We start from the raw sequence: 23514 nt of genomic DNA on the forward strand, positions 1-23514 counted from the left end.
TTTTGCACGTCAATTAAGCGAAAGATAACAATGCATTACTTCTCACATATTTTACCTAATGGTCTTCGTATGGTACATTTGCCGATGGAATCGCCGGTTTCGTACTGTGGATTTGCTGTAAATGCCGGAACCCGGGATGAAGAATCGAACGAATTTGGTCTGGCTCATTTTGTGGAGCATATGATGTTTAAGGGTACCGAAAAGCGGAAAGCCTGGCATATCCTGAACCGGATGGAGAATGTAGGCGGAGAACTGAATGCTTATACGACCAAGGAAGAGACATTTGTGTATTCTATCTTTATGGAAGAACATTATCAGCGTGCTTTCGAATTACTGACGGATTTGATCTTCCATTCACAGTTTCCGCAACAGGAAATAGAGAAAGAAGTGGATGTGATCCTGGATGAGATTAATTCGTATGAGGACAGCCCTTCGGAACTGATCTTCGATGAATTCGAGAATTTGCTTTATGACGGGCATGCGCTGGGACATAATATATTGGGAGATGAGGCTTCTCTTCTGACCTTTAATTCTGAATCGGGCCGTTCGTTTATGCGTCGTTTTTATGCACCGGAAAATATGGTATTCTTTTCGATGGGGCGTGTGGATTTCAAGAAGATCGTTAAACTGGCGGAAAGTCTGCTGTCGGATATCGCTTTCCCGATTGCTTCCCGCAACCGGGTGGCACCTGCCGGAATCCTTCCGTGCGTGAAGAAGGTGCATAAGGATACGCATCAGGCGCATGTACTGATCGGTAGTCGTGCTTATAGTATGCATGATGAAAAACGGATACCGTTGTTCCTGCTCAATAATATGCTGGGCGGTCCGGGCATGAATAACCGTCTGAATGTTTCACTCCGTGAGAAGCATGGATTGGTTTATAATGTGGAATCGAATGTTACTTCTTATACCGATACCGGCCTGGCAAGTATCTACTTTGGTACGGATCCGAAGAATATGGAGAAAGCTTTGAAGCTGGTTCATAAAGAGTTAGGTAAGATACGTGACATCAAGTTGTCCGCCACGCAACTGGCTGCTGCCAAAAAGCAGGTTATCGGTCAGTTGGGTGTTTCGGGAGATAATAAAGAAGGACTTTTCCTCGGTCTGGGAAAGAGTTTCCTCCATTATAACCGGTATGATACCCTTCCGGAAGTTTTCAGTAAGGTCGAAAGCCTGACAGCCGAAGAAATACAGGAAGTGGCGAATGAGGTGTTCGCGCCGGAGCGGTTGTTTAGCCTGATCTATCAGTAAGAAGTTCAGAAAGTCAGTTCCAGCCTATGGAACAACTTTTCAGTTTATTTTATCATACATTTTATATCATACAAAATGTATGATGTTTTTTACCAACATTCTGCCTTGTCCTTCAGCTCAGGGATGCTGTTTTGGGTGAATACGGGACTTGCTATTCCTTTTCGTTTCTGGGTGATGTAATCGTTGAGTAGGAGGAATGCCTGACGACCGAGCAGGGAGATGGCAATCAGGTTGCAGATCGTCATCAGTCCCATTGTTATATCGGCCAGGCTCCAGGCCAGGTCGAGGCTTGCCAAAGCACCGAACATCACCATTCCACCGACTAACAGGCGGTAGGTGAACAACACGCTTTTCTTTTGAGTGACGAATCGTATATTGGCTTCTCCGTAATAATAGTTACCGATAATGCTGCTGAATGCGAACAGCAAAATGGCTACAGCGACGAAGATACTGCCGATACTTCCAACCTCATTGGTCAGTGCATGTTGCGTCAGTTGTACGCCGTTCACGCTTCCGTCGAGCGGGGCACCGCTGAAAAGAATGATGAAGGCCGTACAGGTGCAGATGATCAACGTGTCGGTGAAAACACCTAATGTCTGGATAAGACCTTGCTTTACGGGATGCGATACATCGGCTGTTGCCGCTACGTTCGGAGCCGAACCCATACCTGCCTCATTACTGAACAGGCCCCGTTTGATTCCCTGCATCAAAGCAGCTCCGACCGTTCCGCCGATGGCCTGTTCCCATCCGAAAGCATTGCCGATGATGAGTTCAAGCACGGCCGGAAGTTTTCCTATATTGAAAAGAACGATACCCAATGCCAGCGCAACATATCCGAGAGCCATTACGGGAACAATAACACTACTCACTTTTGCGATTCGCTGAATACCTCCAAAGATGATGAGGATGGTCAGGATGGTTAGTATGCCGCCAATAACCCTGTGGTCGAATCCGAAGGCCCCTTCCCAGGCTGCGCAGATCGTGTTACTTTGTACCGAATTGAAGGCAAAGCCGAAAGTGATAGAAATCAATACAGCAAAAAACACGCCCATCCATCGTAACCCGAGGCCGCGTTCCATGTAATAGGCCGGCCCTCCGATAAAGGAGTCTTTTCCTCTTCTTTTATATAATTGTGCTAATGTCGATTCGACGAAGGCGCTGGAGGCTCCCAATAAAGCAATGATCCACATCCAGAATACGGCTCCAGGACCGCCAACCGCAATTGCCGTAGCTACTCCCGCCAGATTGCCCGTTCCGACACGGCTGGCCAGCGATACGGCAAATGCCTGAAAAGAAGAGATATGTTTTTCACCGTTTTTAGATTTTCCGGTAGAATCTCCAAGCAATTTTATCATTTCTTTTATCATGCGGAACTGTACGAAACGGGTTTTCAGGGTAAACCAGACGGCACAACCCAATAGCATGATAATTAATATATATGACCATAATACATCATTGATGATGCTAATCCATGAGTTTACGATATCCATGTGTTTGGCTTGTTTTGTTTCAAAGATAAAGTTTTTTTGCGTACCACCTCTTCACTCCTTATAACAACAGCGAAAAAAATCGTGTTAAAATCGCATTAACATTTACCCTCGGAAAATGGCCCATTTGTTAAAGAATTACCTCCGTTTTACCCCCAATCGTAGGGAGTGGACCTTCAACGGACCTTTAACGGAGGTTCAACGGAGCTAATACGGAGGTTATATGGAGCATTTCGGTGTTAAAACCGACAAGAATCTTTATGCATATTTAACCGGTTTTGCGTGAACACAATTTTGGATTATTCGCTATCGGCATGTAACCAACATCAACCCGGTAGAGCATGAAGTTTGAATTATTTTTCATGATTTACTGTTTGAATGTCAAATTATTAGACACTGGTGTATAAAAATTAGACATTGGTATTTTTATATGGTGCATACAATTATGTGATAAACAATCAGATATGTTTTTGGCATATATTTTGGATAATAGGAGGAAATGATAAATCATATGAAAACGATATTAAGAAATTCTCTAAGTGTATTACGACGTTTTAAGATGGCGGCTTTTTTGAATGTAACAGGGTTGGCCGTTGCTTTTGCTGCGTTTATTGTTATTCTGATACAGGTAAATTATGAACGGAATTTTGATCATTGCCATTCGACTTCAGATCGGGTATATCGTTTGGATTTGACGTTTCCCGGTACTTTTGGTACGATTCTGCCTCGTGCTTTTGTGGAGGAAGTTATCCGGTCATCGCCCCATATCGAAGCCGGTAGTCTGATCTATCCGTATAATCCGGAAGTCTATTTTTCTGTGATGGAAGACGGACAAAAGATTGGTTATCGGGAGTTGATACAAACTTGCCATCCGGCTATTACCCGGGTATTTGATTTTCAGATTATTGAAGGAGAACGGGATTGTCTGAAAGATCCGGAAAAAGTAATCTTGCCGGAAAGTATGGCTCTCAAAATGTTTGGTGAACAGCCCGCTGTAGGAAAAGCCATTCATGCCGAAGAAGCAATTCAGTCGAAAGACAACCGTGAGTATACGGTTGGGGCGGTCTATAAAGATTTTCCGGGAAACTGCCAGATGCGTAACCTGATCTATACGGCAATCGGTGAAACCTATCAGCGGGACAATTTCGATGCCAGCAATTATATTTGTTACCTTTTGCTTGATACGCCGGAGTCGGCACAAGCTGTAACGGATAATTTTAATACCCATTTTGATTATGCCAAAGTAGGTTTGGAGGGAGATGGAGGTATCAAGTTGACCCCGTTGACAAGTATTTATTATATGAATGAAAGCCAAGACGGGACGATCTTTCGGAGTGGAAATAAGGAAGTTACCGGGTTGTTATTCTTTATTGCTTTGCTAATCATCATTGTGGCTGCCATCAATTTTACCAATTTCAGTACATCGCTGACGCCTATGCGCATTAGAAGCATCAACACTCAAAAGGTATTGGGTAGTTCGGATGCCGTATTGCGTTGTGCGTTATTAGTGGAGGCGGCAATTATCAGTATGATAGCTTGGGTACTGAGCCTGTTTATGATATGGATATTGGGACGTACGGAGGCTTTGCCTTTTGTGGAGGCAAATTTGGAGATAGTAAGTAACCTGTCTATTATATTATTGACCGGTGTTATAGCGCTGATTACCGGTATTGTCGCCGGATTGTATCCCTCCTGGTATGTGACTTCTTTTCCTCCGGCATTGGTTTTGAAAGGGAGTTTCGGACTTTCACCTTCCGGGCGAAAGTTGCGTACGGTTTTGATCGGTGTTCAGTTTGTCGTTTCTATTCTGTTGATTATCGGAGCTGTTTTTGTACGTCTTCAAAACAATTATATGCGTGGTTATTCTTTGGGATTCGGCAAGGAGCAGATTGCCGTTGTCCGTTTGAACGGAGAAATCTATAACAAATCGCGCGAAACGTATGTAAATCGACTGAAAGAATATTCGGGTATCGAAGATGTTGCTTTTGCTATGGAGAAAGTAGGTTCGAAAGATGGTTACAGTACCAGCTCCGGTTTTGTAAAGGAAAAAGAAATACAATTTTTTCAGATATATGCCTCATCCAATTTTCTTCGTGTTATGGGAATTCAGGTAGAAGAAGGGCGTGATTTTTTACAAGCAGATGAGTTGTCGGAAGAAGCCGTATATATCTTTAACCATACAGCGCAAATGAGTGCGGATATGGAAGTTGGCGACCGGGTTACGTCGTGGTTGGCTGGTCGTATTGTAGGTCTTACCGGTGATGTGAAATTTACTTCGCTTCGCAATGGAGAGAATAATATTGCTTTTGTGACAGGTAATATGCCTATCCCTTTGACAGTTTCTTATATTCGCTTGAAGGCCGGAACAGACATACTTGGAGCTGTTTCTCATATCCGTGAAACAATGGCCGACATGGACCCGTCTTATCCTTATGATATTGAGTTTTATGATGAGATATTTAATCAATTGTATCATAAGGAAGAGAACTTGCGTAGTCTGATTATGGTTTTCAGTATATTGGCGATTATCATATCACTTGTGGGGGTATTCGGTTTGGTCGTATTTGATACACAGTATCGTAGAAAAGAAATCGGTGTACGCAAGGTACATGGGGCGACTAACGGGGAAATATTAGAAATGCTCAACCGCTCTTATATGTATATCGTACTGGTTTGTTTTGCCTTAGCAGCGCCGGTAGGCTACTATGGTATTAAGAAATGGTTAGAAGGTTTCGCATATAAAACACCGATGTATTGGTGGGTATTTCCAGTTGCTTTATTGGTGGTGTTGAGCATTACGATCGGAACAGTGACATTCCAGAGTTGGCGGGCGGCAAATGCCAATCCGGTAGATAGTTTGAAATCGGAATAAACGGATTCGGTTAGACAGGTTTGCACATATGTTTTCCGGTAACAAATGTTGCTTGATACCTGGATATCGAAGCCTTCGATACCCAGGTGCGAGCATCATTATATTGCGTTCCTGTTTTTTTGAGGTAAGTGTTTTAGGGTTGTATCATGCATATTGAAAGCCATCCAGTTTACTCTGTAATTCTTTACGAGCGAAAAAGATACGACTTTTCACTGTGCCTAGGGGAAGATTCAGTTTATCTGCTATTTCTTGATATTTGTAGCCGTTTACGAATAAAGAAAACGGGATTTTGTAATCCTCATTTAAAGCGGCAATCGCTTTTGTGATCTCTTTGATCTGATAAATCTTGTCGGGAGAACCGGAAATGGAGTCGCAGGTAATATTCAGGTTGTACAAATCGACATTTTGATCTACTGAAGTTTGTGCACGTACCATCTTATGATAATTATTGATAAAAAGATTACGCATGATGACCATAACCCAACCTGCAAAATTAACATTGTCTGTAAATTTTTCCTGACTGTTTAACACTTTCAGCGTTGTGTCTTGTAAAAGATCCAGAGCATCCTCTCTGTTTGCTGTTAGTTTGAGAGCAAAATTCATCAGGCGATCTTGTATTCCTATTAGTTTTTGTTGAAATTGTAAGCTGTCCATAATACTAGTTTTTTATTGTTGTTGATTTGATTTTGTTGCAAATCTATTTTTTATGTTGCTTTTGTGATGTTCAATGTGGTACGCATTGTTTCAGGTATTGTTTGATAAAGAGTCTGGAAATTATATATCGGTAAATTTCGAACATTTGCCGAACGATTTCGGTATACGATTATGTGGGGCGATGAGATTTTTTTTCGTTTTTCGTGTAACTTTTTTTGAAGTAGCTTCGTCTTACTTGCAGAAATAAACGACAGGCAGGCATGGCCACCCTGCCGGAAAAATAAATTATAAACGTATGAAACGGATTCTATTTGCCATCATGCTGCTCGGCTGCATGATACAGGGAGTTTTTGCCCAAAATTTGGAAATAAAAGGTATGGTGAGGAATGGTCGGGATAAAGTTCCTCTTGAATTTGCCAACGTTGTGTTGCAGACGGCAGATTCTGTCTTTATAACCGGTACGACTACGGATGGAAAAGGGCGTTTTATGTTGGATAAGGTGAAAGCAGGCGATTATTTACTGGCTGTATCCAGCCTTGGATATGAAACACAATATATTGCTTTGGATGGATTTAATAAAAGTATCGACCTGAAAGAGATCTTGATGGAAGATGCGGCCGTCTCGTTGGATGGCGTCACGGTCAGTGCGTCTAATACAAGCAGTCGCTCCGATCGCAAACTGATATTCCCTTCCGATCGGCAGGTAAAAGCATCTACTAACGGAATGGATTTGCTACAACAGTTGATGTTGCCGAAGATAACAGTTAACCCGATGTCGAATGAGATTAAAGTGCCGGGAAACGGTGAAGTGCAGCTTCGTATCAATGGCGTAAAAGTGGAGTTGGATGAAATCAAAGCTTTATTGCCGACTGATATTATTCGTATTGAGTTTCATGATAATCCGGGTTTGCGTTATAGGAATGCGGAAGTCGTGCTCGACTATATTGTTCGCCGGCCTGAAACGGGAGGAAATTTCAGTGTGGATATGAGCCAGGGGGTGAATGCTTTATGGGGCGAACACCGTGTTTCGGGAAAGATCAATCATAAGAAATCGGAGTTCGGTGCTTCTTACCGGATCGGGCCACGCGATTTCTATGGCATGTCGAGAGATAATGAAGAGATTTTTCATTTGGCGGATGGAACAGTGCTGCATCGAAAAGAGACTGGCGATCCGAGTCATGCCAGTATGTTCATGCATAACCTGAACCTGAATTACAGTGTGCAGGATCCTGAAAAGTATCTGTTCAACGCTACGTTCCGTTATTGGAACAATCATCAGCCGCACTGGGATTACCGGGGAATTCTCTCCAACCTGGACAATCCGGATGATTATGTAGACATGGTTGACTTGAATAGTAGCGATAATCAGGTTCCGGCTTTGGACTTGTATTATCAGCGTAATCTGAAGAACGACCAGACATTGGTGTTCAATGTGGTGGGAACTTATAACCGCACTTCTTCCCATCGTTTCTACCAGGAAAGCCGGGGGAGGAATTACTGACGGATATCAATAACCGTGTTTCCGGAAAGAAATATTCCCTGATCGGTGAGGCGATCTATGAAAAGAAATTGGCTAACGGGAATAGTCTGAGTGGCGGTGTTTGGCATACGCAATCTTTTTCCGATAATGAGTATCGAAACGGACATGATTATGAGACACATATGGATCAGTCTGCTAGTTCTATTTATGGTGAGTTCAAAGGCAAAGTCCGAAAATTGGATTATATGTTGGGAGTAGAATTGGCACGTTTGTACTACAAACAGGAGGGGACGGATGATTCGGATCAGTTTTATACATTTAATCCCCGTTTTACTTTGCAATATGCTTTACCCGGACAGTCGTTTATACGCCTGAAGGGGTATGTCGGCAATCTGTCTCCTTCTTTAGGCAACCTGAATGCCGTCGAGCAGGTGATCGATTCCCTTCAGCTGCAACGCGGTAATCCGAGACTGGAGTCTTATATGAGCTACCTGTTGGATCTTAATTACGAATATCAGAAAGGTATTTTTTATGCGCTCGTCAACGGTACGTATGAATATGTACCTAATGCTATTATGGATGAAAAATACCAGGAGGGCAATAAGATTATCCAAACTTGGAACAATCAGAAAAACTGGCAGCGTGTGGTGGGCTTTGCCATGTTTCGGGTAGGGCCGATCAAGGATATTTTGCAATTTTCTTTTACCGGTGGTGTGAATCATTATATCAGCAATGGCAATACGTATTCTCACCGCTATACGAACTGGTATTGTAATATGCAGGCGTCGTTTACGTGGAAGAAGTTCATGTTGATGTATCAGATGAATACGAACTGGAACAGGTTCTGGGGTGAAACGTTGGAAGGGGGCGAGAATATTCAGATGTTCATGGCGAAATATAATTTCAAGAACCTTTCTTTAGGTATTGGGGCATTTAATCCTTTCTCCGATAACTGGAAAGTACAATCCGAGAATTGGAATCAATATGCTTCCAGCAAAAAAACTTCTTACATCAAGGAAAGTTCCCGTCTTTTTGTTGTTTCGGTATCGTATAATTTCTCTTTCGGACGTACATATAAGGCCGGACAGAAACGTTTGAACAACAGTGACAGTGATTCGGGCGTAATGAGTACAGGTAAATAATATTCTTTGTATCTTTGAAGGAAATTAAAGAGTATAAAGTATGAAAGCAATTGAACCCAATCTGATAAAGGATAACTTTATTGAAATTATCGGGAAGGAGTGGATGCTGGTAAGTGCCGGTGATAAGGATAAGTTTAATATGATGACAGCCAGTTGGGGCGGCGTAGGTTTCCTTTGGAACAAACCGGTGGTGTTTGTCTTCATCCGTCCGGAGCGTTATACCCGTGAATTTGTCGATGAAAAGGGGTGTTTTACGCTCTCTTTCCTGGGAGAAGAACACAAAGATGCTCATAAAGTTTGTGGTTCCAAGTCAGGTCGTGATATGGATAAAGTGGCGGCTACAGGCCTGACTCCTTATTTCACGGAGCTCGGAAATCCCTGTTTTGAAGAGTCACGCCTGACGTTGGAGTGCAAAACGCTTTATGTGACAAAGATGGATAAAAATAGTTTCATCGATCCGGCTTTGTATGAAAAATGGTACAGCGCATTGGCGGGTAATCTGCATAATGTATATGTGGCAGAAATCGTGAATGCCTGGGAAAAGTAATTTTACTTTATTCCCAATTCCCTGAGCATTTGTTCCGTATGAGTCAGAAAATACTTCGTTAACTGGTAATGTTGTGTTTCCTCATACGGAGTAATATGTGCTCCATCCTCATCTATGGAATAGATATCTGCTCCCGGATAAGCCATGATGATGGGAGAATGCGTAGAAATAATCAGTTGGCAGCCTTGTGCCACCAGTTCTTGTATCCGGACCAGTAAAGCCAGCTGGCGTTGAGGCGATAGGGCTGCTTCCGGCTCATCGAGGATGAAAAGGGTATTTCTTCCCGCATAATTCAGAAAAGTGCTAAGAAAACTTTCACCATGCGACTGTTCGAGGAGGCGGCGTCCTCCGTAAGCTGCCATAGAATAATCGCGGCCATAGTTTAGTATGTCTTTCATCGATTTGGCATCTATTTCGGCTGCATGTTCAAAGAAAGATTCTGCCCGAAAGAAAAAATGGTCGAACGGTTTCCGTTCTTCGATGAGGCGGATGCATTGGGGCAATACGTTTGAATAGGATTTCCAGGCTTCTTTTCCGTCATATAGCATGCCCTGGCTGTCTTCATCCCGTTCTTCGTATTTGAACATGATGCCTTCGAGCAGGGTTGATTTACCGGCACCGTTTTCACCGACCAGGAAAGTGACCGGTTTTCGGAAAACAATCGATTCGATGTATCGTACTGCTGCGGCTCTGAACGGATATTTGAGCTCTTCTACCGGGCCTTCCACTTCGGCAGGGTTGAGTAATTGTGCTTGTTTGAGATAAATCATAGCTTTCTTTTTTACAAATGTATATAAACTTCCTGTTTTATTCAAATGATAAATAAGGAGTCAGTCTTTCTTTATCTGTTTCAGTAAATTCTTCCAGTAATTGAAGATTTTCCCAGCCGGATAACTTCCCTTTCTGTTTCCGTAGCTGCTCGATGATGCGGGCTTGCTGATAATTTATATACGGATGTTTGCATAGTTCTTTAAAGGAGATTTTATGGATCTCTAACGGACAGATTAGGGACATATCTGCCGAAAACCACGATTTCATCGCATTATATCGTTCTTCATCAAGACCGTACACTTCACGAAGTTGTTCAACTGTAAAGAAACCTCCCAGCAGTTCTCTGTATTTAATGATTCGGCGGGCAAAAGTGCTTCCGATCCCGGGAACTTTTTTCAGGATTGTGGTGTCGGCAGTATTTAGTTCGACAACAGTTCCGACAGGGTATTTTTCTGTTTTAGGAAAAGTCCTTCTTTCGGATGTATTTTTGGTTTCTCCCGAATGAAATTTATTTTTCTCTCGGGAGGAATTGTTTTTTCTCCCGGATGCAGGAGTTTTTACCTTTTCCGGATCAGGACTATTTACAGGGATATTTTGAGCCGTTTTTACTGGTTCAGATAGTCTGTTATTGTTGACAGGTGTGTAATCGGTTTTTTCATCCGTCAGCAGTAAAATGATCCAGGAAGCAACAATCAGACAAAGTAGGAGAGTCAACGCTCTGCGTTCTCCTTTGGAGAAATAAAGTAAATCACGCCAGTTCATAGTTGTTACGGTTTAATGTTTCTGTTTTTTTTAGCTTGAGTAATACTTACAGCTTGATGTAAGATGTTCAGAACTTCTATCCGATCTTTTGTTATTCGATAAAGAATAAAATGAGCGGGAAGTATGGCCCTTCTGTATCGCTTATCTTTTGTGGGAAGATAAGGATATTCTGCATTTAACAAATAACCGGAAGTTAATTGTCGAACAGTTTCATAAATAAGGTTTTCGTATTCGATAGCTTTTTTTTCTCCAAAGTTTATTTTTCCATATTCAAAGATTTGGTCAACAGAAGAAAAAAAGAGAAGCGAAACGACTACCGGTTTCTTCTTTGTTCCCTCCATTGTCTTATCATTTCTTGTCCTTCTTCCAAAGTATAAAAAGGTCCTTTTTCTGCAACTTTTACCATTGATTTAAATTCGTCAATAGTTAATTCCCCTCCCTCAATGGCTGGATTGAATTTCAGTCCCTTCCATTCCTGCATTTTTTGTTTGATTTCTTCCAATGTATAAAATGGTCCTTCTTCGGCTTTACGAACGCGGGCAATAAACTCTTCCTGAGTCATGTCTAATCCAGGAAGTAACTTTCTTTTCTTTGAGACGGTTTTGATTTCCATATTTATAATTATTAAATGATGAATACTCTTTTGCAAAGATATAAGTTACCTGTTGATAAGCAAACAATTTATACCTTTTTATTTTCAAAACAAGGAGGTTATCTTTTTGATCAGTCCCAATTCGTTCAGGAAGATCAGGCCGATTGCTACGGGAGCGATGTATTTTATAAAAAACGCATACGTATTGAAGAAGTAAAAGGTGATTGTTCCTTTATTCGTCAATTCTTCTTTCAATACTTTTCTTTCGATGCGTAAACCGACAAATACGCAGATCATCATTCCGCCGATAGGCATCATAATTTTTGCCGTAAGATAGTCCAGTGCATCAAAAATGATCAGTCCGCCGATGGTATATTCTTTCAATAGACCGAAAGAGAGAGAAGCAAGGGCTCCGATGACGGCAACACCGGCAGAAACGATCCAGGCCGCTTTCTTTCTGGTCATATGATATTCTTCATGTACATAGGCCGTTGCCACTTCATGTAGGGAAATGGTAGAGGTCAAAGCTGCCAAAGCTAGTAGAATGAAGAATATGAAAGACCATATATTTCCGAAAGGTAGCTGTTCGAAGATATTCGGAAGGGTGATGAACACCAGTTCCGGGCCTGCAGTTGGCTCAATACCAAAGCTGAATACAGCCGGGAATACCATGATGCCGGCCAGTAATGCGACAAAAGTGTTCAGAACAGTCACCTGTATCGCTGTTAATTGCAGATTCGTATCTTTCCCGAAATAAGAAGAATAGGTGATCAGACACCCCATTCCGATACTCAGAGAAAAGAATGTTTGTCCCATAGCACTTAAAATAACGGAGGAGGTGATCTTCTCGAAGTCCGGTTTGAACAGGAAAGATAATCCTTCGTTTACCCCCGGTAGGGTTATGGACCGTATACATAATACCAGCAGTATAAGGAATAAGGCCGGCATCATGATCTTGGATGCCCTTTCAATTCCTTTTTCAACCCCTGAGACGATGATGAAATGTGTGATTGCGATGAATACGATTGTCCAGCCGATCGGTCTGAGTGCGCTGGAGGAAAAGGCTTCGAACTCGGTGGTAAATTCGGCAGTAGTTTTTCCCGACAAAGAGCCGGTCATTGCCTGCCAGATATATTCCAGCGTCCATCCGGAAACGACGGAATAGAAACCTAATATAAGAAATGCAGCCAAGACTCCGTTATAGCCGATCAGCGACCATTGTGTTCCCGGCGCTAGCTCCTTAAAAGCTCCGGCAGCGTTTCTGCGTGAGTGGCGGCCGATAAAAAATTCGGTGATCATGATAGGAAGTCCCAGTAAAACAGTGCATATCATAAAGACCAGCAGGAAAGCGCCTCCACCGTTCGATCCTACCATATAAGGAAAACGCCAGATACTACCCAAACCTACAGCACACCCTACAGTTGCTAATATTACTCCGATTTTACTTCCAAAAGTTACTCTATCTTTATTTGCCATAGATTATTTGTCCTCTTTCTATTTATAATAAAACAACCCCGTCCTTGATATGGATTACGCGGTCGGTGTTGGCAGCCAGTTGTTCATCGTGCGTTACGATCACAAATGTCTGGTGCATCTGGTCACGCAATTCGAAGAAAAGGCTGTGTAATTCTTCTTTGTTTTTGGTATCCAGGCTGCCCGAAGGTTCGTCAGCCAGGATGACGGCGGGGTTATTGATTAATGCACGGGCCACGGCAACGCGTTGTTTCTCGCCACCGGATAATTCAGCCGGTTTATGAGTCATTCGGTCCGATAGTTTCATGAAATCAAGTATTTCCTTCGCTCTTTTTTCTGCATCGGACGCCTTTTCCCTGGCAATCAGTGCCGGGATCATTACGTTTTCCAACGCTGTAAATTCCGGTAGCAGCTGGTGGAACTGAAATACAAAGCCGATATTCTTATTACGGAAGGCAGCCAGTTCTTTTTCGGAAAGTTTGCCTGTTTCTGTTTCGTTAATAAATAACTTACCGTTGTCCGGCGTATCCAATGTCCCGATAATCTGGAGCAACGTCGTTTTTCCGGCACCGCTGGGGCCAACGATAGCTACAACTTCACCTTTATTGATCGTCAGGTCGATGCCCTTCAATACCTGTAAATTCCCGAAACTTTTAGTAATACCCTGCGTTTGTATCATGTTGATTAAATATTTCTTATTACATAGGAAGCCAGATAACAGCCGAAAATAGCCGGCATATACGAAACTGTCCCGGTAGTCGTCCGCTTACATTGTTCGTTTTCCACTTCCACTACGGCTTCCGGATTGGCGATTTCTGTTGAGAAAACGACCGGAATACCTTTGTTTAGTCCCATTCCCCGAAGCCGTTTGCGCACCGCTTTTGCCAGTGCACAGTTGCAAGTCTTGGAAATGTCAGCTATTTTCACCTGCGACGGATCGATCTTTGCTCCGGCACCCATGGATGAAACAATGGGAATTTCACGGCGGTAAGCATGATATAGCAGGTATGCTTTCGGACTGAGTGAATCGATGGCATCCACGATGAAATCGTACTTTTGGGCAGAAAGAACCTCTTCTGTCCGTTCGTCACGCAGGAACTCATTGAGTATTGTCAGCTTCAATCGCGGGTTGATATCCAGTAAACGTTGTCCCACAACTTCTGCTTTCTGCATCCCCAAGGTAGAATGTAAAGCCGGCAGTTGGCGATTGATATTGCTGTCGTTCACCGTATCCGCATCAACAATGGTCATATGTCCTATCCCGGCACGGCATATCTGCTCGGCTGCATAAGCTCCGACGCCTCCGAGTCCTACGACCAACACATGGCAATGTGACAAGTACTCCATCCGTTCGGCCCCCAGTAAGAGTTCCGTCCGTGTGTTCCATTTGTAACTCATTTATATGTTTTTGAGCACAAAAGTAATAAATCAATCAGAAACCGCCTTTTTATTAGTCATCTTTTAACTATTCCTTCATTTCCGGTTTGTGCAGATGAGTAAAAAGCAGTAATATTGTACGCTTAAATTTAAAATACAATGAAGATAAAACGCTATTTAATGCTGGTTGCAGCGTGTACTCTCTTTTTAGGGAAAAGTTTTGCTGCCAATAACGAGAAACCGTTCGTGATACCTGAATTACAGGAATGGAGAGGTGCTCAGGGAATGTTTACTCCTTCTGCTACTTCCCGTATTGTTTATGCGAGTAAAGATCCTGCCATTGCCCGTGTAGCCAATCAGTTTGCCGAAGATTATGAAACAATGTTCGGGCGTAAGCTGGCTGTCGTGCAGGGAAGAGCCTCTGCCGGTGACTTTGTTTTCTCCATATCCGGAGACAAACAACTGGGTGAAGAAGGATATGCCGTGAAAATTGCTGACCGTGTAACCGTATCGGCTCCTAAAGCCAAAGGTTTATACTGGGCAACCCGTACGCTTCTTCAGATGACGGAGCAAAACAGTGACCTGGCTTTGTCAAAAGGTTCAATGCGCGATTATCCGGATTATGCGATCCGCGGTTTTATGATGGACTGCGGCCGTAAATTTATCCCGATGAACTTCTTGCGCGATTACGTTAAGATGATGGCCTATTATAAGATGAATACGTTACAGGTTCACCTGAATGATAACGCTTTCAAACAGTATTTTGAACATGACTGGAACAAAACATATGCAGCATTCCGTCTGGAAAGCGAGTTCTTTCCGGGGTTGACGTCACGTGACGGCTATTATACAAAGAAAGAATTTATTGATTTCCAGTTGATGGCCGATAGTCTGGGCGTAGAAATCATTCCGGAAATAGATGTCCCCGCTCATTCTCTGGCATTGACACATTATCGCCCGGAAATCGGTAGTGAGGAATATGGCATGGATCATCTGGATTTGTTCAAGCCGGAGACTTATCAGTTTGTCGACAGTCTGTTCCGGGAATATCTGGAAGGCAGGAATCCTGTATTTGTTGGTAAACGGGTACATATCGGAACAGACGAATATTCAAATAAAAAGAAAGATGTAGTGGAGAAATTCCGCGAATTCACCGATCATTATATTCGTTTCGTGGAAGGTTTCGGTAAGCAGGCCTGTGTGTGGGGTGCTTTGACACATGCCAAAGGCGATACTCCTGTGAAATCGGAAAATGTGCTGATGAGTGCTTGGTACAATGGTTATGCTGATCCGAAAGAAATGATCAAACAGGGATACGATCTGGTTAGTGTGCCCGATGGTTATCTGTATATTGTTCCGGCTGCGGGTTATTATTACGATTATCTGAATACGGAGATGTTATATAAGGAATGGACTCCGGCGCACATCGGAAAAGAGGTTTTCCCCGAAAAGCATAAACAGATTAAAGGAGGAATGTTTGCTGTATGGAATGACCATGCCGGTAACGGAATCAGTACGAAGGATATTCACTACCGCGTATTCCCGGCTTTGCAGACATTGGCTGTGAAGATGTGGACTGGAAAAGACTGTAAAGTACCTTATGAAACATTCAATGCGGCTCGCCTTTCCTTGAGTGAAGGTCCGGGAGTCAATGTAGCCGGTCGTATCGGTAAAACGCCGCGTGCCGTATATAATCAGGAAACATTGAAGCCGGGAACCGAGACCGGGCTGAAGGAAATAGGTTATCAGTATACTGTTTCTTTTAATATCACATCAGTTCCCGAAGAGCGGGGAACAGAGTTGTTCCGTTCGCCGGATGCCGTCTTCTATCTGTCCGATCCTGTTTCTGGCAAACTGGGATTTGCTCGTGACGGTTATCTGAATACGTTTAACTATCAGTTCTACCCCGATGAAATGGCTTCAATTGCTATCAGCGGAGATGAGAAATCGACTCGTTTATATGTAAACGGGCAGTTGAAGGAAGATTTGAATATCCAGAAACGTTTCTTCAACGGAGGAAAAGATTCCATGAGCTATGTTCGTACATTGGTTTTCCCGCTGGAAAAGGCCGGAAATTTCAAGAGTACAATTACTAATTTGGAAGTGCTGAATTATTGTAAGTGACAAATAATGAGGTTGTGTCAAAACGCTGGCACAACCTTTTTTTATGCACAAAGCCCAGACTTTCACAAGCCCAGGCTTTGTTATTACCCAAAGTTTTTGTATCTTTAGGCATAAAGTTTTTCATTATGGCAAAGTTACATTTTCGTCCTTACATTCCCAACCAAACAGTTCTTTTTCCCGGAAGAATTGATGAAAACATAGCAGCGAATGATCCGGTTCGCATAGTTAATACAGTTGTTGATAATCTCAATCTTGACAATTTCAAGAAGCTTTATAAAGCAACCGGTCGTTGTCCTTATCATCCTAAAATGATGCTTAAGGTGATTATCTACGCCTACATGAACAATATCTATTCGTGCCGCAAAATAGAGAAGCTTCTCCTACGTGACATTCATTATATCTGGCTTTCCGGTAATGAACATCCGGATTTTATTACCATCAACCGTTTCCGTAATCGTGTAAAAGAAGAGATAAATAATGTATTCACGCAGTTGGTTCTTGTCCTTGTCGACAAAGGTTTCATCAGCCTTGACGTAGAGTATATCGACGGTACCAAGATTGAGTCCAGAGCCAACAAATATACTTTTGTCTGGCGCAAGACAGTCGAAAAGAACCGTACAAAGCTGATGGATAAGATCCGCATTCTCCTGGAGCAGGTGGATGAAGCCATAGCCCAAGAGAACTCCACCAAAGACACACCCGTAGAGTTCACTCCCGCCATGCTCTCAGATATAGTGAATGAACTTAAAGAGGTGCTGGAACACCAGCCTGTAACAAAGGACAAGGAACAAAAGAAAGTCATCCGGGAAAAGAAGAAACAAGTCCGGGAACTTGAGGAACACCGTGACAAGTTGATGGAATACGACAACCATCTTGACACTCTTGGAGAACGCAACTCCTATTCCAAGACCGATCCTGATGCCACCTTCATGCGCATGAAAGAAGACGCCATGAGAAACGGGCAGACCAAGCCCGGATATAATCTGCAAATAGGTACCCAGAACCAATTCCTCATAGACTTCCGACTGTTTCCCAATCCAACCGATACACTGACCCTCATACCTTTCTTCCACTCCTTTGAGCAACGCTATAACCGCTTACCGACTGTCGGTGTGGCAGATTCCGGTTACGGCTCGGAAGAAAATTACCGATTCATGCAAGATAATGGGATAGAAGCCTTTGTCAAGTACAACTACTTCCATAAAGAACAGCGTCCCCGTTATACCCCCAATCCATTCCATGCGGAGAGTCTCCATTACAATGCGGAAGAGGATTATTACGTTTGTCCTATGGGGCAGCACATGAACCGTATAGGAACCAGGAGTGACAAAACAGCTAGCGGATACATCACCGAAAGTGCCCGGTATAAAGCACAAAGATGTGAAGGGTGTCCTTTACGTGGTAGTTGCTTTAAAGCCCGGGGGAACCGTATTATAGAAGTCAACCACCGATTAAACCAATACAAACGGCTGGCACGGGAAAGGTTACTCTCGAAAGAAGGCTTCAGGCATAGGGGAAGGCGATGTATAGAACCGGAAGCAGTTTTTGGACAAATGAAACACAACATGGCATACAAAAGGTTCCGGCATGTGGGAGAAGACAAGGTTACAATGGACTTTGCCTTCTTTGCTATAGCTTTTAATATCAAAAAGATGTGTACAAAACTATTAAAAGCAGGAAAGAGAAGGAGTACACACATTATATTTATCTTTATCAGACCACGTGTGGCTCAACATACGAGGAATATTAAGCCTTACCTAATTACTGAAGAAATAGTCGCATAGACAAAAAAAGAGGAACGACTATTTTTAAGATAAAAAAGGAGATGTGCCTTAGTTTTGACACACCCCCATTTTAGTATAGTGTATTATTACTTATTTAATATTTCATTAGCGTAACGTGCATAATGCCCCTGTAAACCGTTTGCGTACCTGCGAAGCACTGCTTCCCCCATACCGTTATGGTCACCACATAGATACAGAGCCCTGGCAAGATGTAGCTCTTTCAGAGCCAGATTTCTGGTGGAAGTATCATTTTGTCCGGGAACGGTTCTGGCTCTTGCTTCTGTATACGACAGGATTGCGTGATTACGAACACCTGGTTTAGACAACATCATAGCAAGAATAGGTATTGCCTCTTTGCTGCCGATTGATTCTGTTGCCATAGCAATAGCCCGGAAATGAGAGAAATAATCTTCCGGCTCCAGTTGTTTTGCTTTTTCCAAAATAGTTGGAAGAGCAGAAGAATCTTTCGAGTTGCCTAAGGCTGTAACCAGTGCATCCAATGGACTCAGGCACATTCCGAACTGTCCCATACCAGTATAATGCCACCCTTCATCCCATGTAGTATGTTGATGGACGGTATCAGTCAGAATTGAGCTTCCTTTGTTATTTCCAAGAATACCAAGAATACTGGCAAGGATCATTTTTTCTTTAGGTATGGTTGCCTGACTGAGTTGTTTGCTTACCACTTCAAGACAACGATCAGGATCAGTCAGTAAAATTTCAAGTCCTTTGTAATTCTCGGTTACATTGATAGCTGCTTTTTTCATTGCCGAATTACTGAAACCTTTAAATTCTTTATCCGTTAATACCCGTTCCGGGAGATTTCCTATTTTAACCAGATGTTTTTGGACTTTTTTGATGTCGACTTTACGGAGCGGTTTTTTTTCTTTTGCACACAAAGCAGCTAAATAACCTACTGCATATCCCTGATTCTGCAAGCAAGGTTGCATGCGAATAACGGGCATGGCATCACGGTGGGCACTGGCTCCGAGACCGGTTGTCAATATGCCCTCCAATCCTTTGGGCAATAAGCTGCGTAGAGGAACATCAGCATCATATATTTTATGTCGTTTTTCCGGTGGATTCAGAATAAAATAAGGATCTATGATCATTCCATGAGTATCGAAAGAACTTTTATGGAAAGATATGGTGTCTGAATAACGGCGTTGATTTATCACATCGTAGACGGAAATGATATGCTCTCCGATAATCCTGCGACGTTCGCGTGTCTGGGGCATTTTTACGATATCAAAAAATCCTTTCATTTTATTTTTTGCCTGTATGAATGTACGTGATACATCAAGAATATCGGTATCATCGACAAAAAGCCAGTCATTGTTATTATAAAAATCACCCGGATCGCGTTTTCCAGCTCCGGCTCCTTGTACAGCGAGCGTATTTTTTCCGGTATAATCGAAAGGTGATCCGGCAGCAATAGCTATATCTGCACTCCCTGTACTGTCGATCAATACTTCTGAAAGGAAAACCCCACGTCCGAAAGGAGTTGCGACAACAAGTCCTTTTACTTTATTGTTTTCTACTAGTGCTCCACATCCCAATACGCCAAACCACAGTTCACCATTTGCTTTGAGTAATTCTCTGCGATACCATTCCATTTTCCAGTCGGATACCGATTGTTCTTTCCAGTTTTTTAGTTGTCTTGGGTGGTCTGCGGGGGCCATATTATGGACACCATTATCAATAGTTGCTGTAAAACCTTCCCGGAAACCATCCCAATAACAGCCGATCAGTCCTATTGTTCCTAATCCACCCAGTCCGTGTAGATATTCCAGTACAAGAGTTTTTGCTCCTTGTCTGGCTGCCGATATCCCTGCGGAAGCTCCGGCTGTACCTCCACCTAAAACGATCACATCATAATTCCCCAATACTGGCAGAGCCCCGGCGGGAGAGTCGGCAAAGCCTTTCTGCATGGAGGGGCGGAGAGGTTTCAGGATTTCCCCGATTTGTCCGTAATTTGTTGCATTTACTTTCGGTTGACGGACGGCAATTTTCTCAGGCATCGGTGAATTTTTAATTTGTTCGGCAATTTGTTCTCCAAGTAATTCTCCTAAAAACATGGCATTGACCGGGCGCATCACATATGCAGCCGTTTCCCTGGGGATATCAGCGCAAGGTCCAAGAACCCAGAGGTTTTCTATATTCTGGGATTTGAATGCTTTTTCCGGAAGTTTACGGATAGACAATGAGCTTTCCCGGTAACTTTCTTTTCCTATGATTGTATGCTTTGGGATATACCAAAGTAAATCCGAGCTATCTACCTGCTCCGGATCCCATGTAACCGAACGGGCTATTTGTTCGATTTTCATCAGGGAGCCATAAGAGTTATTGTCGAGGGACATTCGGAACGTGTAACGTGTAATTGGATAACTTTTGTTGTTCACTTTAAAAGGCAGAGGGAGAACTTCCGCATTGCTGATCTCGGAAGCTTCTTTTTTTGCGTTGCCGACAACTGTGTATTGAAACTCTAATGTTTCTGGTTTAAAAGGTGTTTGTTCAGCTCCGAGTAAGTTGGCGACAGTTGCATGGTGGGTTGTGTCGATGATCGCTTTGCAAAGTATGGCTTGCCTTCCCGAACGGTTGGCTATAACGACTCCGCCAGGTAATCCTGCCGGATCTGTCAATACATTGGTCACATAACTACTGTAAAGAAACCGGACATTGTTATCTATCAGTTCATTTTCCAGTACAGTCTTTACGCTGAGCGGAGTCGGATATTCTTTTCCGGGGAAAATTTTCCGGGAAAGATCTGTTTGAAGTTTCTCATCTTTGTTGTGTTCAAAAAGAAAACTGCCGCATATATCATCTCCCAAATAAGGCATATATCCGATTAAGAATACATCGCAACCTGTTTTTGCCGCAGCAACGGCTGTAGCAATTGCGCGTGAACTACCTCCAACTACTATAATGGACGTTTTTGCTATTATGGGTATTTTACGTTGACCTTCATAACAAAACTCTGTGTCAGGTACAACTTGATAGATAGTTGCTTTTGCCTCTTCGAGGTTGTTTAGTGAAGCTAGTGCTCCTCCGGCAACTGTTATTTTCAAAAAATCTCGTCGTGTAATCATAATGTATCTTTTTAATATTGGTCTGTGTAAGCAGTATATAAAAGTAAATATTTATTTCTTTGGTACTAATAGAATTGCATCACTAAATAATGCGCCTTTTGATTGGCTTCCGTCAATAGTGATTGCAACAGCTTCCCCTTTTTCGAATGTAAAGGTTCCCAAGCTAACCCACGAACCTTTTTTCTCTTTAGGTGTAATACTTATTTTTTCAGTTCCTCCTTTATATGATACTTCAAATGCCATTAGATCCGGCATGCTGGAGTCGGGAAGGTGTGTACAGTAGAAAAATATTTCGTAGGTGTCATTTTTTTTAATAACAGGCATAAATGAAAAAGAGCTGTTGTTATTTTCATTTGAACTCAGCAAGTAACTGTTTTTGTAATGAGCTCCAAAACCTTTATTCCAGCGTCCTCTCCGGCTGATCTTATCAATATCACTGTCATCAACCAGAATCTCCGGTGTAGAACCATCCAAATAAGGATCTTCTTTCAGGATGCGACGAAGTTCGGAAATATTAATATTCTGTACACTTGTGTTGCTGTCAATAGCAAGTGCGGATGCAATTGCTGCAGATTGTCCCAATACCATGAAAACAGGTTCCATGCGTATTGAACCGAAAGCGATATGAGTGGAAGATACGCAAACCGGAACCAACAAATTTGTGCACTCACTTTGCTTGGGAGTAATGCTTTTATAGGAAATAGGGTAGGGTGGGAAACCATGATATTGGACATCTCCTTCATTTTTTACCATACCGTTTGTAACAATTCGCTGACAGTTGTGTGAATCCATTCCATAGGCTGCCATCCCAATGGCATCGCTGACAGTTTCTTCACCCTGGCAATTCTTTTGTGTCATAATATATTCGCCATTCAGGCGGCGAGCTTCGCGCACATATAATTGTGTCGGAAAGTTGTCATTATCTACAAATTCGTCTTTTGCCCATCCAAATCTGGAAACCTGGTCGCGTAGTTCGGAGGGAACTCTATCGTCGTGTGTAAGAAAATAGAGCAGTCCTTTTGTATAGTCCACATGTTCCTGCCAGATTCTTTCCCGGGTTGCATAGTCACCGTCCGGATATTCGTAATTCATTCCGATCATGTCGGTCGATAACGGTCCACGGTTATTTACATCATATTTATTATCCGGCATAATGCCCCAATTGAATAACAGATAATTGTCTATGTGTAAATCCATTTTGCGGATAGCACGTGCCAATAATTCGTATTTATCCGGATCATAATTTTCAGGTTTCTCAAATGGGCGTTGATTTTCTTTATTATCGGTGAGGCATAAACGGAAATTGTATGCCTGGACAAGTTTATCTCCACTTCCTCTTTCTTTTAATGTATTTGGTTGGATTCCCCAACATAAGCCACTGGTTGGATCTCCTTCCTTCAAATAAGGGTCGATTCCATCCGGGAATTGGTGGTAAACAGACATTTGAACCCCATTAAGCGTTTCATCCTGATTCTCATTCCCTTCACGCCCGACAAAATAGGAAACTCCGGCCTTTGCCATCAAATCTCCTTCATACGAGCAATCGATGAATTGTTTGGCCTTAACTTGTATCAGAGTTTTTTTGTCAGGCTGTTTGGAATCTTCCAGGGTGATGTTTTTTATTCTTTTATTTTGAACTTGTGCGTCTGTTATACGGCGATAATACAGTACATCTAACTCTGCATCCTCTATGAAGCGATTCATAGTTGCAGTCGCAAGACTTGGCGGAAAAGTCCATTGTTCGAATTTATTGTAATGCTCTCCTATACGGCGATAGAAAAGACGGGCTAACCCGGTAACGGCATATTTATTCCCGATATCAGTCATTCCGAGACCCCCGGTTGTCATGCCTCCCAGATATTTGCCGGGTTCTATCAGGAGAACGGATTTCCCCATCTTTTTGGCAGAGTAAGCAGCAACTACGCCAGCTGAGGTACCGCCATACACACAGACATCCACTTCTTTTACAAATTCACTTCCTACATGATCTCCCGACTGGCAGGAGAAGAGACTTATGCAGAAGGCCAATATTATAACAATATACTTTAGATTCATTGTATTACATTTAAAAATGAAAGAAAAATACCCCGGCTGTAATCTGAAAATCCT

At 42.7% G+C, this 23514-nt stretch carries 16 protein-coding genes and 1 pseudogene; 6 read left to right on the forward strand and 11 right to left on the reverse strand.

What is annotated here, in order from left to right; translation table 11 throughout:
- Positions 1 to 30 precede the first annotated feature (30 nt).
- Positions 31 to 1251, forward strand: coding sequence for a M16 family metallopeptidase (locus C825_RS02590; protein ID WP_010801302.1), 1221 nt, complete (start codon positions 31 to 33; stop codon positions 1249 to 1251).
- Positions 1252 to 1340: 89 nt separating this feature from the next.
- Here C825_RS02590 and C825_RS02595 read toward each other — a convergent pair whose 3' ends face one another.
- A complete protein-coding gene (locus C825_RS02595) occupies positions 1341 to 2741 on the reverse strand; it encodes an alanine/glycine:cation symporter family protein (RefSeq protein WP_010801303.1) in 1401 nt (466 codons plus the stop codon).
- A 508-nt stretch (positions 2742 to 3249) separates the two neighbouring features.
- Between C825_RS02595 and C825_RS02600 the strand changes: the two genes are divergently transcribed.
- Positions 3250 to 5610, forward strand: a complete 2361-nt coding sequence (locus C825_RS02600) for an ABC transporter permease (RefSeq protein WP_010801304.1) — start codon at positions 3250 to 3252, stop codon at positions 5608 to 5610.
- A gap of 144 nt (positions 5611 to 5754) precedes the next feature.
- On the opposite strand, the gene C825_RS02605 is transcribed toward C825_RS02600, so the two are convergent.
- Complete coding sequence (locus tag C825_RS02605; protein ID WP_010801305.1) at positions 5755 to 6264, reverse strand: RNA polymerase sigma factor; 510 nt, start codon at positions 6262 to 6264, stop codon at positions 5755 to 5757.
- Positions 6265 to 6559: 295 nt separating this feature from the next.
- Here C825_RS02605 and C825_RS02610 point away from each other — a divergent pair.
- A pseudogene (locus C825_RS02610) lies at positions 6560 to 8886 on the forward strand (TonB-dependent receptor).
- Positions 8887 to 8926: 40 nt separating this feature from the next.
- Entirely contained in the window at positions 8927 to 9433 is a 507-nt protein-coding gene (locus C825_RS02615; RefSeq protein WP_009860620.1) for a flavin reductase family protein, read from the forward strand.
- A 2-nt stretch (positions 9434 to 9435) separates the two neighbouring features.
- Here C825_RS02615 and C825_RS02620 read toward each other — a convergent pair whose 3' ends face one another.
- The 7 genes from C825_RS02620 to C825_RS02650 form a co-directional block, all read right to left on the reverse strand.
- The gene (locus C825_RS02620) at positions 9436 to 10203 is read right to left on the reverse strand and encodes an AAA family ATPase (protein WP_010801307.1); all 768 of its coding nucleotides are present in this window, start codon (positions 10201 to 10203) and stop codon (positions 9436 to 9438) included.
- Between the two features lie 37 nt (positions 10204 to 10240).
- Entirely contained in the window at positions 10241 to 10966 is a 726-nt protein-coding gene (locus C825_RS02625) for a helix-hairpin-helix domain-containing protein (RefSeq protein ID WP_010801308.1), read from the reverse strand.
- 5 nt (positions 10967 to 10971) lie between these two features.
- On the reverse strand, positions 10972 to 11307 hold the full coding sequence (locus tag C825_RS02630) for a type II toxin-antitoxin system RelE/ParE family toxin (RefSeq protein ID WP_010801309.1): 336 nt from the start codon (positions 11305 to 11307) through the stop codon (positions 10972 to 10974).
- Positions 11280 to 11579: a hypothetical protein gene (locus C825_RS02635; RefSeq protein WP_010801310.1), complete on the reverse strand. Its 300-nt coding sequence runs from the start codon at positions 11577 to 11579 to the stop codon at positions 11280 to 11282. Before C825_RS02635 ends, C825_RS02630 begins: the two co-directional genes overlap by 28 nt.
- A gap of 84 nt (positions 11580 to 11663) precedes the next feature.
- Positions 11664 to 13034 (reverse strand): sodium-dependent transporter, encoded by a 1371-nt coding sequence (locus C825_RS02640; protein WP_009860625.1) that lies wholly within the window; start codon positions 13032 to 13034, stop codon positions 11664 to 11666.
- A 22-nt stretch (positions 13035 to 13056) separates the two neighbouring features.
- On the reverse strand, positions 13057 to 13710 hold the full coding sequence (locus C825_RS02645; protein WP_009860626.1) for an ABC transporter ATP-binding protein: 654 nt from the start codon (positions 13708 to 13710) through the stop codon (positions 13057 to 13059).
- 5 nt (positions 13711 to 13715) lie between these two features.
- Positions 13716 to 14429, reverse strand: a complete 714-nt coding sequence (locus C825_RS02650) for a tRNA threonylcarbamoyladenosine dehydratase (protein ID WP_009860627.1) — start codon at positions 14427 to 14429, stop codon at positions 13716 to 13718.
- A 138-nt stretch (positions 14430 to 14567) separates the two neighbouring features.
- On the opposite strand from C825_RS02650, the gene C825_RS02655 reads away from it, so the two are divergent.
- Together C825_RS02655 and C825_RS02660 are read left to right on the forward strand one after the other, a co-directional pair.
- Positions 14568 to 16532, forward strand: coding sequence for a beta-N-acetylhexosaminidase (locus C825_RS02655; RefSeq protein ID WP_010801311.1), 1965 nt, complete (start codon positions 14568 to 14570; stop codon positions 16530 to 16532).
- Between the two features lie 125 nt (positions 16533 to 16657).
- Positions 16658 to 18316 (forward strand): IS1182 family transposase, encoded by a 1659-nt coding sequence (locus tag C825_RS02660; RefSeq protein ID WP_010800114.1) that lies wholly within the window; start codon positions 16658 to 16660, stop codon positions 18314 to 18316.
- Between the two features lie 86 nt (positions 18317 to 18402).
- Here C825_RS02660 and C825_RS02665 read toward each other — a convergent pair whose 3' ends face one another.
- Positions 18403 to 21405: an FAD-dependent oxidoreductase gene (locus C825_RS02665; protein ID WP_010801313.1), complete on the reverse strand. Its 3003-nt coding sequence runs from the start codon at positions 21403 to 21405 to the stop codon at positions 18403 to 18405.
- A gap of 51 nt (positions 21406 to 21456) precedes the next feature.
- A complete protein-coding gene (locus C825_RS02670; protein WP_009860630.1) occupies positions 21457 to 23460 on the reverse strand; it encodes an FAD-dependent oxidoreductase in 2004 nt (667 codons plus the stop codon).
- Positions 23461 to 23514 lie beyond the last annotated feature (54 nt).

The organism is Parabacteroides sp. ASF519 (genome assembly GCF_000364265.2).
Lineage (GTDB): Bacteria > Bacteroidota > Bacteroidia > Bacteroidales > Tannerellaceae > Parabacteroides > Parabacteroides goldsteinii.